Source organism: Kribbella sp. CA-253562, assembly GCF_050942265.1.
Lineage (GTDB): Bacteria > Actinomycetota > Actinomycetes > Propionibacteriales > Kribbellaceae > Kribbella.
Window position 1 is genome coordinate 4,892,243 of the sequence record NZ_CP192049.1, and the last position, 14,146, is coordinate 4,906,388.

Consider the following 14,146-nt stretch of genomic DNA (forward strand, 5'->3'; position numbering starts at 1 on the left):
TCAGTTCCCTTCGGGTTCGGTCGGCCCGGCCGCGGCCGCGAACCAGGTGGTCATCGCAGCGATGTCCCGGTCCCCGAATCCGTCGTCCAGTGCCTGTCGGTGCAACTCCAGCGCCCGCCGTACGACGGACTGGGTGAGGCCGGCGTCGTCGGCGGCCGTCACGGCGAGGCCGAGATCCTTGGTCGCGGTGCGCAGGTCGAACGCGACCGCCGCACCTTCGGGATCGGTGAAGGCAGGCCGTTTGTAGTCAAGGAAGCGGTTCCACAGCACGCCGACCGCCAGTACGTCGAACAGCGACGCGGCCTGGACTCCGGCGGCGCGTGCGGTGACGAGGCACTCGGCCAGAGCGGTGCTGAACGTGTGCAGCAACGCGTTGACCGCCACCTTGGCGGCCGCACCTGCTCCGGTCGGGCCGACGTGCACGACCGTGCCGAGCGCGTCGAGCACCGGGCGCACGCGGTCGATCGTCGCGGCGTCACCACCGGCCATCAGCCCGAGCTTGCCCTCCCGGGCCACCAGCGTGCTCCCGCTCACAGGGCAGTCGACGAATCCCGCGCCCGCGGCAGCACATCGGTCGGCGGCCTCGCGGGCAGCTTGCGCGCCGGTGGTCGAGCAGTCCACGACGACCGCACCGTCCGCGATCCCGGCCAGTACGCCGTCGTCCGCGCTGAGCGTTCGCAGCACCGCGTCGCCGTCGGTCAGCATGGTGAACACGACGTTCGCGCCCTCGGCGGCCAGCGCCGGCGTGGCGACGGCCACGGCACCGGTCCGCTCGGCGACTTCCCGCGCGCGCTCGGGAGTCCGGTTCCAGATGGTCACCGCGAAGCCCTGCCGGGTGAGAGCGCCGACCATCTCGGCACCCATCCGGCCGATGCCGCAGAAGCCGACCCGCACCGCCGCGCTCATGCCGGCACCTGCGGGTCCACGAGGAACTTGCCCCGCGCCGTACCGGAAACCAGCGGCGTGAACGCGTCCTCGATCACCCGCTCGAGCGGTACGACGGCCTCGACCAGCAGCGACGCCAGGTCCCGCTGGGCCAGCAGGGCGAGGGCAGTCGGCAGGTTGCGGTCGCAGACGTGCGCGACCGTCGTCATCACGTCGATCTCGCGCAGCACCAGATCGGTCGCCGTGAACGTCACCTCGCCCTTGGGCAGGCCGACAAGGAGCACGGTGCCGCCGCGGCGGGTGAGGCGCTGCACCCGGGACAGGCCGTCGGCGACACCGCTGGTCTCGATCGTCACATCGGCGAGCGCCGTACCGGTCAGCTCGCGGACGGCGTCGACGGGATCGTTGGAGGACGCGTCGACCGTCACGTCGGCGCCGAGCTCGGCGGCCGTCTTCAGCCGGCCGTTGTCGATGTCCACGGCAACGATCAGCCCGGCCCCAGCCGCCTTCAGCCCGGCGATCACGAACGAACCGATCGCACCGGCGCCGTGTACGACGACGACGTCACCCGGGCGGCCTCGGCTGCGGTCGACGGCGTGCAGGCCGACCGCGAGCGGCTGGGCGAGTGCGGCGTTGTCGTGGGTGACACCGGCCGGCACCGGATGCAGCATCCGCTCCGGCACGGTGACGTACTCGGTCAGCCCGCCGTCGGCGGACAGTCCGTAGGTCCAGTAGGACTGGCAGAGGTTGGTCTGACCACGGTGGCACCAGGCGCAGTCCCCGCACCACACGCCCGCTCCGGCCGCGACGCGGTCGCCAACGGCGAAACGCTCTGCATGACTCGCCTCTTCGACCACCCCGATGAACTCGTGGCCGAGGACAACGGGTCCGAGCACTCCCGAGTTGGGATGCCGGGTCTGCAGCGGGGTCATCAGCGGCCCGGCCGAGTACTCACTGACGTCGGTGCCGCACAGTCCGGCGCGGGTGACGCGCAGCAGCACCTCGCCACGACCGGGAGCGCGCGGCTCCGGGCGGTCCTCGATCCGGAGGTCGCGGGCGGCGTGCAGGACGGCGGCTCTCACGCGGCACCGCCGTACTCGATGTGCACCTTGACGTTCTCGCCGGCCTTGCGCGCGGCGGCGTACGCCTCCGGTGCGCGGTCCAGCGGATACCTGCCGGTGATCATCGGGGTCAGGTCGAGGCCGGTCCGGGCCAGGAAACGCAGGGTCTCCGGCCAGACGCCGGGCGAACCGATCGTGCCCTGGATCCGCAACTGCTTGGACTGGATCAGTCCCAGCTTCGCGGTGGCGCTGCGACCGACGTCGATGCCGATGTTGACCAGCCGCGCGCCGAAACCGGCGATCTCCAGCGTCGCCGCCATCGCGGCCGGCTGCCCGGACGCCTCCATCACCACGTCGGCACCTCGTCCGCCGGTCACTTCGAGCACGTTCTCGGCGAAGCTGTCCGCCGTCGGGTCGAGTACCTCTTCAGCGCCGAGCTGCCGGGCGAGGTCGCCACGCAGGGGATCGGGCTCGGCGGCGATGACGCGAGCGCCCAGCGTGGCCGCCAAGGCCATGCAGCTCAGCCCGATCGGTCCCGCGCCGAAGACGACGACCGTGTCGCTCGCGTTGACGTTGCCGGCCTGCGCTGCCGCGTAGTACGCGCAACTGAAGGGCTCCACCAATGCGGCCTGGGTGTCACTGAGCTGGTCCGGGACCTTGTGCAACCACTCGGGTCGCGCAACGAAGTACTCGGCCGCGGCGCCGGAGATCGAGAAGCCGAAGTGCTGCTGACCGATCACGCACTCCCCCAGCACCCGGTCGCCGGGTGCGAACGCGGTCACCTCCCGGCCGACCTCCGCGACCTGGCCGGCCCACTCGTGGCCGGGAACGATCGGGTAGTCGAAGGGGATGATGTAGCGCCCTTCGAGCAGTTCGAAGTCGGAGTGGCAGATCCCGACCGACCGCAGCGCGACCAGAACCTCGTCGGGCCCGATCCGTGGGACGTCGACGTCGGCCAGCCTGAGCTGGTCGACACCGGTGAACTGGACGGCCTTCATCCCTGGTCCACCTCCTCCGGTACGACCTTCTCGGCCCGCAGCCGGTCGAACAGATCGAGGAACGAGGCGCGGCTGTCCTGCAGCCGGGTGAATCCGGCCGCCCGGCTCTTGGCCATTGCTGCGTGGGTCTCCACGGTCCGGCCGAGGTCGCTGTCGGTGTGCCACCAGGACACCAGCCGATCGATGTCGGGCTCGACCAGTCCTTCCCGCGCTGCGATTCGCCGCCAGATCGCCGCTGCGTCGCCCATCCTGTCCTCGAGCGGCGTCGGATGTCCGGGGTACGGCGCCGGCTCGACACCGAGGCCGGCGGCCACCGCTTCCCACATCTCGCGCCAGTGGAAGGTGTCGCCGTTGGTCACGTTGTACGCCTCGTTGGCGGCCTCGGGAGTCGTCGCGGCCCAGACCAGGTGCTCGGCCAGCAGCCGTGCGTCGGTGATGTCGGTCGTGCCGTCGTACTGCTCGGGTGAACCGGGGAACACGAACGGGATGCCGGTCTCGCGGGCGAGCGCGCCGTACACGGCCAGCGTGACGCCCATGTTCATCGCGTTGCCGAGCGTGTAGCCGATCACCGTGTGCGGCCGGTGCACGGTCCAGCCGAAGCCGAAACGCTCGGCCGCGTCCCAGAGGATGTCTTCCTGGGTGTAGTAGAAGTTGTCGTACTCCAGCCGCGGCTGGGTCTCGTGGAACGGCGGTTCGGCCGGGTTCTGGGCGTAGGCCTCGAACGGGCCGAGGTAGTGCTTGAGCCCGGTCACCAGGCCGACGTGCTCCAGCGTGCCGGTGGCGCCGGTGGCCTCGAGAACGTTGCGCAGCATCGCGCCGTTGACCTCGATGTTGCCGGCCTCGGTCTCCTGGCGGGACCAGGTGCAGTAGAAAACGTGGCTGGCGCGGACCTCCTGGGCGACCTCGGCGATCGAGGCGGGATCGGTGATGTCGGCGCTGAGGCTGCGCACGCCGTCGGCGTCCATACCCTGCTTGCGGGACACTCCGGTCACCTCCCAGCCCGACCGGGCCAGATGCTCGGCGGCGTTGCGGCCGGTCAGACCGGTCGCGCCGACGACCAGCGCTCGGCGTTCACTCATGCGTGGGTGCTCCTTCGGGATCAGTGCCGGCGGCCGTTGCTCTGGAACAGCTCGAGCGTCACGCCGTTGGGGTCGGTGAAGTACACGAACGAACAGCCCGCCAGCGGACCGTCGGGAATGTCCAGCGGCGCGGACAGGAACTCCACACCCTTGCCGAGCAGGTCCTCGTACGCCGCCCGCAGGTCCGGTACGTCGATGCAGACGTGCGCGCTGCCGACGTCGGCGTTCGAGCGGCCGGCCCGGTCGTCCCGGTCGTTGTCGTAGTGCAGCAGCTCGACCACGCAGCTGCCGAACCGCAGGAACGCGAACCGCAGCTTCGCCTCCGGTACGCCGACCGCGGCGGACAGCTCCGGACCGGAGCCCTCGGCAACGAACTCGGGGCGCAGGTCGAACATCCGCTCGTACCACGCCAGCGAGGCGTCGAGATCGCGGACCGTGATGCCGACGTGGTGCACGTCGCCGAACGAACTCATCGTTGTCTCCTTCGAAGGGTCAGGACGCGGAGCGGACCAGGACCTTGAGCTGGTCGCCCTGCGGATCGATCAACGGGTCGAACCCCTTGGCCACGACGTCGCGGAGACCGATCTCGGCGGTGACCACGCGGCCGACCGGATACGTGCCGTTGGCAACCATCCGGATGATCCGTGGCCAGTCGGTGGTCCACCAGCACCAGCTGCCGTACAGGGTGAGGTCCTTGGCCGACAGCGCCATCGCGTCGAGCGTGGCCGGCTTGGTGTGCAGCCCGGTCTGGACGATCGCCGCGCGCTTGCGGGTCTGCTGCACGCACGACGTCAGGCCCGGCGTACTGCCGGAGCACTCGATCGCCAGGTCGACGCCGTCGCCGTCGGTCAGCTGGGCGACGACCTCGTCCAGCTCGCCGGTGGTCGGGTCCACCACCGGCCCGATGTCGAGCGCCGCGGCCAGCGCGGAGCGGTTCTTGTTCGGCTCGGAGATGATCACCGTCGACGCCCCGACCGCGGCGGCGTAGAACGCGGACAGGATGCCGATCGGTCCGGCACCGGTGACCAGGACGACGTCGCCGCCGGTGACCCCGGCCCGCTCCACCCCGTACGCCGCGACCGCCGCGGGCTCGACGATCGCGCCCTCCAGGTCCGAGACCTCGTCGGGCAGCTTGGCGAGCTGGTACTCCTTCACCACGGCGTACTCGGCGAGACCGCCGGTCTCGGCGCTCAGGCCGGTGCACGCGAACTGCACGCACAGGTGTCCCTGGCCGCGGCGGCAGTACCGGCATCGCCCGCACACGATCGCCGGCATGATCGAGACCCGATCGCCGGCCGCGACCGCCCGGACGTCCGCGCCGACCTCGACCACCCGGGCGGAGAACTCGTGCCCGAGGGTCTGCGGCAAGGTCGCGCCGGTCAGCGGGTGCGGGCTGGCCGGCGTGACGATCGGGCCCACGGCGTACTCGTGCAGGTCGGTTCCACAGATCCCGCAGTACGCGACCTCGACCAGTACGTCGTCGGCGTCCCGCACCACCGGGTCGGCGACCTGCTCGACGCGGATGTCCTGTTGTCCGTAGTAACGCGCTGCTCGCACGGCAGTGTCCTTTCGTAGTCGGCGACGGGAGGTCCCGTGAGCTCAGTGTGCGACGCCCTCGGCCTTGCGGCCGGTACCGCGGACCTGGCTGTAGACGATGGCGGCCACGACGATCAGCGCTCCCTGGAACAAGTACTGCCAGGTCTGGCTGAGGCCGAGGAAAGTAGTGGCGTTGAGCAACTGCACGATCAGTCCCGCGCCCAGCAAGGTGCCGACGAAGGTGCCGCGGCCGCCGAGCAGGCTGGTCCCGCCGAGCACGACGGCGGTGATGCTGGTCAGCGTGTAGCCGACGCCCTGGGCCGGATCACCGATGCCGAGCTGCGCCAGCAGCACCAGCGCGCCGAGGAAGGTGAACAGCGACACCACGACGTACCCGGTGACGACCGTGCGGGTGGTCCGCACGCCTAGCCGGCGCGCCGCGTCCTCGTCCGAGCCGACCGCCCTGATGTTCAGCCCCCAGCGACCGGTGCGCAGCAGGTACTCCATCACCACAGTGGCGGCGACCAGCACGACGAACACCAGCGGGACCGGGCCGACCGTGGTCGTGATCAGGTCGGTCGCCGTCCGGCTGATCAGCCCGCCCGGCTTGTCGCGCAGCAGGAAACTGAAGCCCTGCAGACCGATGTACGTCGCCAGCGTCGCCGCCACCGGGGTGAACTTGCCGAATCTGATCAGCGACCCGTTCACCAGTCCCGCTAGCGCCGCCAGCGCTGCCATCAGCACCAGTCCCAGGATCACCGCCGCGCCGGAGTCGCCTTCGGTGAGGAAGAACGAGCCGACCACGACGAGGAACCCGGCCAGCGGGCCGACCGACAGATCGATCCCGGCGGTCATCAGGGCGACCGTCTGACCCAGCGCCACGAAGCCGAGCGCGCTGACCAGTAGCATCACCGAGGTGACGTTGAACGGCAGCAGGTAGCGCTCGTTGCGGGAGTAGATGTAGGCGCCGAGACAGAGCATCACCGCGGCCAGGATCAGCACCGGGGCGTAGTCGCCCTCCAGCTTGCGGCGCCAGCGAGGGCTGAGGCCCCGACGGGTGGCGGGACCGTCCGTCGTCCGGGTGTGGGTGGTCGACTCGACGGCGGCGCGAACCATCCGCTCCTCGGTCACCTCGGCATCGATCAGCGAGGCCACGACATGACCGCGGGACAGCACGATCACCCGGTCGCAGAGCCCTTCCAGCTCCTTGGCGTCCGACGAGGCCACGATGACCGGTACGCCGCTGTCGGACACCTCGCGCAGGATCCGGTAGATCTCCGCGCGGGCGCCGACGTCGACACCCTGGGTCGGCTCGTCGGCCAGCAGGATCGACGGCTTGGACAGCAGCGACCGGGCGAGCACCACCTTCTGCTGGTTGCCACCGGACAGGCTCGTGACCGGCGCCTCGAGGCCGGCGGTCTTGACCGCGAGCCCGGCCACCTCGGCACCGACCAGCTCGACCTCGCGCCGGCGGCTGACGAACCGGGCCGGACCGAGCCGTTCGAGCGCGCTGAGGGCCGCGTTCTCCCGGACCGACAGCGACATCATCAGGCCCTCGTGGTGGCGATCGGCGGGCAGGTACGCCGAGTTGCGCAGCAACTGGCGGTGAGTCAGCCGAGTGCCGTCGATGATCACACTGCCGCTGTGCCCGTCGAGGCCGGCGAGCGCCCGCAGCAGGTCGCTCTGTCCGTTGCCGACCACCCCGGCGACGCCGATGATCTCGCCCCGCCGAGCAGTGAACGAGACATCGGAGAACCGATCCCCCGACAGACCCTCGACGGTGAGAACGGGCTGCTCGTCCCCGGATCCCTCGTGCTTGGCGGGGAACGTGTACTCGAGCTGCCGGCCGACGATCATCGCCAGCAACTGCTCGTCGGTGACCTCGCTGACCGTCGCGGTCCCGCGCTGATGGCCGTCGCGCAGCACGGTGACCCGATCGGCGAGCTCGCGCACCTCGGCCAGCCGGTGCGTGATGTAGACGACCGCGGTTCCCTGCGCGACCGCGGACCGGACCAGGTCGAACAGCAGCCCGACCGATTCCTTGCCCAGTGGAGCGGTCGGCTCGTCCAGGATCAGCAGGCGGGGCCGTACGGCCATCGCCTTGGCCAGTTCGAGCAGGTGCTTCTGCGCGATGCTGAGCAGACCGACGCGATCCTCGAGGTGCGCGCTGCACCCGACCCGGTCCAGCAGGGCCCGCATCGCGAGCCGCCGGTCGTTCCCGGTGAGGAAGCGAGCGGGAACAGCGATCGCGATGTTCTCCGCGACCGTGAGGTCGGGCAGCACCGCCGGGTGCTGGTGCACGATCGCGATGCCCAGCTCAGTGGCCCGGGCGGGCGTCAGCACGTCGACGGTTTCACCGAGCACCGAGATGCTGCCCTGGTCGGGAGTGGTGGTGCCCGCGGCCACCCCCATCAGGGTGGACTTGCCGGCACCGTTCTCGCCGAGCAGCGCGTGCACCTCGCCGGGCCGGACCTCGAACGACACATCGGTCAGCGCGGCGACCGCGGCGTACGACTTGAAGATGCCGTGCAGGGCCAGGGTGGGCGGCGCGTCCCCGGCCACCTCCTGGAGGGTCTGGTCGGCCCTCGTCTCGTGCGTCTGGTTGATCACCACAGCGTCCTCCGGGTGAGGGGTTCGGTCGCAAGTCACTTGAGGAGCTTCGCCTGCTCCTCGCCCGGCATCTCCGCGGACAGGTAGACGTCGTCAGGCAGGTCGGGCTTGCACTGGACCGGCTTGTCCTTCGAGGTGGAGTCCTCGAAGACGACCGACGGGAAGGTGGCCGACGCCGGCTCCTGGCCGCCGGTGGCCCGGGCCACGGCCTGCTGGATCGCCAGCCGGGAGTGGTCGTTCTGGGTGGAGACCGTGAACAGCTTGAAGTCCGGGTTCTTGGCCTTGTGGTCCTGCCAGAAGCACGACAGCACGTTGCCGTCGGAGGCGGCGATGGCCGGGATGGACCGGCCGCTCTGCTCGAACACCGGCAGCGCGCCCACCAGGGACGGGCCGAAGTCGGAGACGATCACGTCGATCTTCGCGTTCTGCGAGATCGCCGCGGTGAGCACCTTCTGCGTCTGCGCCGGGTCCCAGTTGGTGACCTCGAACGGCTGCTCGCCGATGAACTTGTACTTGCCGATCGGGTCGAGCACCGCTCGCATGCCCTCGGCCTCCTGCCGGCCCTGGCTGTTGCCGGGCGGACCGCTGAGGAACAGGATGTTGCCACCCTCGGGCAGGATCTTCTTGATCCATTCGCCCCAGTTGCGGCCGGCGTCGGCGAAGTCGGTGTCGACGAACACGTCGTAGTCCTGGCCCGCCGTGCCACCCGGCGTGACCCGGTAGGGCACCGTGACGACGCCGGCCTTGTAGGCACTGCGGATCGCCGGCAGCACCGCCTCCCCCGCGTCGGGGAAGACCACCAGCGCGTTGACGCCCTTGGCAACCATTCCCTGGATGTCGGCGATCGCCTTCTGGGTGTCGCCCTGGCCGTCGGCGTACTCGAAGCCGGTGATGCTCGGGCACTTGGCCGCCTCGGCCTTGGCCGAGGCGGTGGTGACCAGGCGCCAGCTGTTGCCACCGAAGCCGTCGGTCATCCCGAGCACGGCCTTCTTGTCCCCGCACCAGGAGGGGACGTCGCCGGTCGCGGCGGCCTGGTTGTTCGAGGTGTCTGCCGCGGAGCCCGAGCTGCCGCAGCCGGCCAGGGCGAGGCCGACGGCTCCTGCGCCGAGCAGCGCGACGAAGCGCGCGCGGCGAGCGGATCCAATCATGACGTGGTTCCCTTCTGGGACTGCCGTGCGAACAGCAGCGGAGTGGTGGATGCGAGGCGGCGACGGACCGCGGTCCAGTCGACGGTGTAGAGCCCGACCCCGACGGTGAGGGCCGCCGCCTCGACCAGGGTGCGGATCGCGAACGAGACCCCGAGCGCCAGCACGAACTGTTCGAGCTGGCTGAGGAAGACCGCGGCGACAGCGGTGGCGACCAGGAAGCCGCGGCCGCCGAGCAGCGAAGTACCGCCGAGGACCACCGCGGCGACCGACGGCAACAGATAGGTGTCGCCCTGGAAGGCGGTCGGCTGGGCGATCACGCCGGCCAGCAGAACGCCGGCCAGCCAGTAGAGGATCTGGGCCCAGACGTAGGCGCCCGCGCGGTACCAGGTCACCGGCAGTCCGGTGGCGGCCGCGGCGACCGGATTGGCGCCGATCGCCTCGAACCGGCGGCCGCCCACGGTCGTTTTCATGAACACCGCCGCGACGGCGACCACGACGATCGCGAAGTAGACGGAGTTCGGGATGCCGAACGTCACTCCCCCGGCGACCGACCGCAGCAGGGCGGTCGTCCGCCGCGGAGAACCGCCGGAGATCCCGAGCACCGCGGCGTACATCAGCGCGTTGACGCCGAGGGTCGCGACGATCGGGTTGAGCCGTCGCCAGCCGATCAGTACGCCGTTCAGCAGGCCGAAGCCGATCGCGACGACCAGCCCGAACAGGAGCGCGCCGAGCAGTTTGCCGTCGTCACCGGCGGGCCGATGGGTGGTGATCACCACCGCCAGCGAGACAGCGCCGGGAACCGACAGATCGATCCCGCCCTGCTGTACCACCAGCGTCTGCCCGATGCCGACGATCGCGAGGACGGCCGCGAACGGCAGCATGCCGAGCAGCGCGCTGTGGTCGACGCTGGTCGGAGCCACGACGGCGCCGGCGATCACCAGCAGGACCAGCGCCGCGGTGACGGTCAGCAGACCGCGGGAGACGCGGAACCGAGGCCCGGCGTCGATCGTGCGGTGTTCGGGTGCCTGCACGGCCATGCTGCCACCTCACTGTCCATCGAGGGCGCCGGTGACGCCCGATGCATGTTTGGTGGGACTGTACAGATGCCAGATTCTGTTCACAAGATGCTCGGCGAAACTCACCGGAAACACGAATACACCCACCCAGAGTGAACATCGGCTCGACCTTGACGGCAGTGTTACCGACGATGTTCAGTGTGACTGATCATGACCTTCGTCCAAAGGTGACCCCATGAAGCTCAACGACCGTCTCGGCCACCTCACCTACTCGACCCTCGTCCATCCCGGCGACACCTGGGCCGAGATGCGCGAGAGCGTCACCCGGCACGTCCCCGCGGTGAAGCGGCGGGTCTCGCCCGACGCACCGATGGGACTGTCGCTGCGGCTGTCCGGTGCGTCGGTCGCCACGCTGCGGGCCGATCCCGCCGAACGCGCCGATTTCCTCGGCTTCCTGCGTGAGCAGGAGCTGTACGTCTACACCGTGAACGCGTTCCCGCACGGCCCCTTCAAAGGCCGGTCGGTGATGGAGCAGGTCTACGAGCCGGACTGGGCGACCGAGGACCGCACGCTCTACACGATGGGCGTCGCCGACGTCCTGGTGGACATCACCGAGACCGGTGTCGAGCCGTCCATCCAGACCGCTCCCCTGGCTTTCCGTCCCAACGTCGACGGGCCGGCGTTCGTCGACCGCTTCACCACCAACCTCCTGCGCGTGGTGGCGCACCTGATCGACGTCGAACGCCGGACCGGCCGCCGGCTGAAGTTGTCGCTGGAGCCGGAGCCGTTCTGCTTCCTGGAGACCACCGAGGAGACGATCCGGTACTTCGAGCAGCGGATCTTCTCCCGGGCCGGGACCGAGGAGCTGGCCCGCCTGGCCTCGATCCCGCTGTCCGCGGCGATCGGACTGGTCCGGCGGCATCTCGGGGTGGTGTTCGACATCGGGCACCAGTCGGTGGAGTTCGAGGACATCCCGGCCGCGCTGGAGTCGCTGGTGGCGGCCGGCATCCCGATCTTCAAGCTGCAGCAGGCCGCCGCGCTCTGGGTGCCCGACGTCACGCCGGACGCCGTCCAGGCGCTGAAACAGTTCACCGACACGATCTACCTGAGCCAGACCACCGAGCGCCGTGACGGGCAGCTGACCCGTTTCCTCAACCTCGGCGACGCGATCGACGCGTGGACCGCCGAGCCGGGCGGCCGGCGGGAGTGGCGGACCCACTTCCACGTCCCGGTCTTCCTCGACGAGATCGGCGGGTTCCGGACCACCCGGTCGACCATCGAGGCGGCGCTGGACCTGCACCGCAGAACGCCGCTGTCGGACCACCTCGAAATCGAGACCTACACCTGGGACGTACTGCCGGACCACCTCAAGACCGGGGACATCGACGAGTACGTCAGCCGCGAGATCGACTGGGTCCGGGACACCCTCGGGGTCGGCGACCAGGTCGGCGCACGATGACCGGCCACCAGCCGACGGAGGACTCCAAAACATCGGGGCGAGTCCACGGCAAGAGCATCGTCATCACCGGCGCGGGCAGCGGCATGGGTCGCGTCTTCGCCCTGGGACTGGCCCGCGAGGGCGCGACGGTCGGCGTACTGGACCGGCGCGCGGAGGCCGCCGAGGCGGTCTGTGCGGAGCTGGCGGAGGCCGGGCTGACCGGCATTGCGCTCAGCGCCGACGTCAGCCGGCGTGACCAGGTGGCCGCGGCCTTCGACACCTTCGTCGAGCGGACGGGCCGGCTCGACGTGCTGTTCAACAACGCCGGCTTCAACGAACCGATGCACCTGCTCGACGTGACCGAGCAGAACTGGCGCGCGGTGATGGACGTCAACGCGCTCGGAACGCTGATCGGGATCCAGGAGGGCGCGCGCCGGATGATCCCGTTCGGCCAGGGCAAGATCGTCAACACCTCGTCGATCGCCGGCCGGCAGGGCTTCGCCTCGTTCGCGCCGTACTGCGCGAGCAAGTTCGCGGTGAACGCGTTGACCCAGGCCGCGGCCCGCGGACTGGCCGAGCACAACATCACCTGCAACGCCTTCGCCCCAGGCGTCGTGGACACTCCGTTGTGGACGAAGCTGGACGCCGACCTGATGACGATCGGCGACGCCGACCGGCCGGGCCAGGCGATGGCCGAGTTCGCCGCGGACATCCTGCGCGGCCGGGTCGCCACCGGCGAGGACATCCTCGGTACGGCGCTGTACCTGGCCTCGGCCGACTCCGACTACCTGACCGGCCAGGTGATCATGATCGACGGCGGCATGGTGCTGGTGTGAGCTCTTCCGCGAACGATCCCGCCGCCGTACCGATCGAAGGAGCCGTCGTGACCTCACCCGCCGCACCCCGCAGCCGGGAGGAGACGACGGCGGTCAACCTCGGGCTCCGGTTGCGGACGGCCCGTCGCAAGGCGGGTATGACGCTGCGCGACCTGGCCGGGAAGCTCGGCGTCTCTCCCTCCTTCCTGTCCCAGATCGAGAACGGCAAGTCGCAGCCTTCAGTGGCGACGCTGTACTCGATGGCGCAGACCCTGGACGTGTCCATCGACCACCTCTTCGAGGGCGACACCGCGCCCGCTGGAACCGGCGCGAACGCGCCGGACGAACCCTCGAGGGATCAGGCGCGACCGGCGAGCGCCGCGCCGGGTCCGGTGCGGCGATCCGACCTCGGTTCACTGGACCGGGTGTGGGACGACACCGGCGACGGCACCGGCCGCCTGTCGGTCACCTCACCGGGCAACCGCACGCGGCTCGTGATGGACACCGGTGTCGTCTGGGAACAGCTGGCCACCAACACAGCCCAGCAGCTGGACTTCATCGAGATCGTCTATCCCCCGGTGTCGAGCTCGACGAACGACGAACGCATGCTGCGCCACCACGGCTTCGAGTACGGCTACCTCATCGAGGGCGAGCTGGAGGTGACGTTCGGCTTCGAGACCTTCACCTTGCACGCCGGAGAGGCGCTCGGACTGGACTCGACGGTGCCTCACCTGTTCCGCAATCTCGGCAGCGTGCCGGCCCGCGGGATCTGGTGGGTGCACCACGACCACGGCTGAGGCTCAGTCGTCCTGAACCGGCGAGGAGAACCCGAGGTTCGCCAGGATGCCCGCGACACCGTCCGCGTCGCCGGCGGTGGCGTCCCAGCCGGCCGGATCGCCCTCGCCGCTGTGCACGAAGAAGACGGCCTTCGCGTCCTGGTCGGTGTCGTTGGAGTAGAAGTGCGGCCGGGTGGAGGCGAAGGCGATCGAGTCGCCGGCGGCGACCTCGTGCACGTCGAACTCCAGGTGAAGGGTGAGCACGCCGGACAGCATGTACGCGTACTCGACCCCCAGGTGCCGGGTCCAGCGGCCTTGCAGGCTGCTCGAGGCGCCGGGTGCGTACGTGACCAGCAGCGGCTGAACGGAGCGGTCGCTGGAGGCCACCGCCAGGCGCTCCCAGGTGACGCCGTTCTCCATCACCAGGGTCGGGTTGTCCTGCGCGCGCTGCACACTCGGTCCGTGGTGGAAGTAGAGCGTCTCGGTCGGCTGCGCCGCGGCCGGCGGCGGTGCGGGCGAGGTCGCCTCCCGGCCGGTGATGACGGCGTCCATGGACACGTCGTAGAACGTCACCAGGCCGTAGAGCGTCCCGACCGAGGGCTGGGACTTGCCGTTCTCGACCTGCGACAGCAGGCTGGCCGAGATGCCGATGCTCTTGGCGACCTCGCGCAGCGTCAGCCCTTTGCCCTGGCGGATCTCCTTCAACCGGGTGCCGACCTCGACCAGCAGGCGACCCGTGCCTCCGGCCTGCTCGTCAGAAGGTCCTGCCGACAAGTTCATCCCC

13 protein-coding genes are annotated in these 14,146 nt (G+C 70.1%); 3 read left to right on the forward strand and 10 right to left on the reverse strand.

Annotated features, from left to right (window positions below):
* Genes ACQPXM_RS23110 through ACQPXM_RS23150 form a run of 9 tightly spaced genes read right to left on the reverse strand, consistent with a single transcriptional unit; the run spans position 1 to position 10,354 of the window.
* A complete protein-coding gene (locus tag ACQPXM_RS23110) occupies positions 1–906 on the reverse strand; it encodes an NAD(P)-dependent oxidoreductase (protein ID WP_432936492.1) in 906 nt (301 codons plus the stop codon).
* Positions 903–1,967: a zinc-dependent alcohol dehydrogenase gene (locus tag ACQPXM_RS23115; protein WP_432936495.1), complete on the reverse strand. Its 1,065-nt coding sequence runs from the start codon at positions 1,965–1,967 to the stop codon at positions 903–905. The genes ACQPXM_RS23110 and ACQPXM_RS23115 overlap by 4 nt, the downstream gene beginning before the upstream one ends.
* The gene (locus ACQPXM_RS23120; RefSeq protein ID WP_432936498.1) at positions 1,964–2,944 is read right to left on the reverse strand and encodes a zinc-dependent alcohol dehydrogenase; all 981 of its coding nucleotides are present in this window, start codon (positions 2,942–2,944) and stop codon (positions 1,964–1,966) included. The genes ACQPXM_RS23115 and ACQPXM_RS23120 overlap by 4 nt, the downstream gene beginning before the upstream one ends.
* Positions 2,941–4,023 (reverse strand): SDR family oxidoreductase, encoded by a 1,083-nt coding sequence (locus ACQPXM_RS23125; RefSeq protein WP_432936501.1) that lies wholly within the window; start codon positions 4,021–4,023, stop codon positions 2,941–2,943. Before ACQPXM_RS23125 ends, ACQPXM_RS23120 begins: the two co-directional genes overlap by 4 nt.
* 20 nt (positions 4,024–4,043) lie before the next feature.
* On the reverse strand, positions 4,044–4,496 hold the full coding sequence (locus ACQPXM_RS23130; protein ID WP_432936504.1) for a VOC family protein: 453 nt from the start codon (positions 4,494–4,496) through the stop codon (positions 4,044–4,046).
* A gap of 19 nt (positions 4,497–4,515) precedes the next feature.
* Positions 4,516–5,580, reverse strand: a complete 1,065-nt coding sequence (locus ACQPXM_RS23135; protein WP_432936507.1) for a 2,3-butanediol dehydrogenase — start codon at positions 5,578–5,580, stop codon at positions 4,516–4,518.
* A gap of 42 nt (positions 5,581–5,622) precedes the next feature.
* Positions 5,623–8,169: an ATP-binding cassette domain-containing protein gene (locus tag ACQPXM_RS23140; protein ID WP_432936509.1), complete on the reverse strand. Its 2,547-nt coding sequence runs from the start codon at positions 8,167–8,169 to the stop codon at positions 5,623–5,625.
* 35 nt (positions 8,170–8,204) lie between these two features.
* Entirely contained in the window at positions 8,205–9,317 is a 1,113-nt protein-coding gene (locus ACQPXM_RS23145; protein ID WP_432936511.1) for a substrate-binding domain-containing protein, read from the reverse strand.
* Positions 9,314–10,354 carry an ABC transporter permease gene (locus ACQPXM_RS23150; protein WP_432936514.1) on the reverse strand — a complete coding sequence of 347 codons (1,041 nt, stop codon included), beginning with the start codon at positions 10,352–10,354 and terminating at the stop codon, positions 9,314–9,316. The genes ACQPXM_RS23145 and ACQPXM_RS23150 overlap by 4 nt, the downstream gene beginning before the upstream one ends.
* Positions 10,355–10,568: 214 nt before the next feature.
* On the opposite strand from ACQPXM_RS23150, the gene eboE reads away from it, so the two are divergent.
* Genes eboE through ACQPXM_RS23165 form a run of 3 tightly spaced genes read left to right on the forward strand, consistent with a single transcriptional unit; the run spans position 10,569 to position 13,383 of the window.
* On the forward strand, positions 10,569–11,792 hold the full coding sequence (gene eboE, locus ACQPXM_RS23155) for a metabolite traffic protein EboE (RefSeq protein WP_432936516.1): 1,224 nt from the start codon (positions 10,569–10,571) through the stop codon (positions 11,790–11,792).
* Complete coding sequence (locus ACQPXM_RS23160) at positions 11,789–12,607, forward strand: SDR family NAD(P)-dependent oxidoreductase (RefSeq protein ID WP_432936519.1); 819 nt, start codon at positions 11,789–11,791, stop codon at positions 12,605–12,607. The genes eboE and ACQPXM_RS23160 overlap by 4 nt, the downstream gene beginning before the upstream one ends.
* Entirely contained in the window at positions 12,604–13,383 is a 780-nt protein-coding gene (locus ACQPXM_RS23165) for a helix-turn-helix domain-containing protein (protein WP_432936521.1), read from the forward strand. The genes ACQPXM_RS23160 and ACQPXM_RS23165 overlap by 4 nt, the downstream gene beginning before the upstream one ends.
* Before the next feature lie 3 nt (positions 13,384–13,386).
* Here ACQPXM_RS23165 and ACQPXM_RS23170 read toward each other — a convergent pair whose 3' ends face one another.
* Positions 13,387–14,142 carry a helix-turn-helix domain-containing protein gene (locus ACQPXM_RS23170; protein ID WP_432936523.1) on the reverse strand — a complete coding sequence of 252 codons (756 nt, stop codon included), beginning with the start codon at positions 14,140–14,142 and terminating at the stop codon, positions 13,387–13,389.
* Between the last annotated feature and the right edge of the window lie 4 nt (positions 14,143–14,146).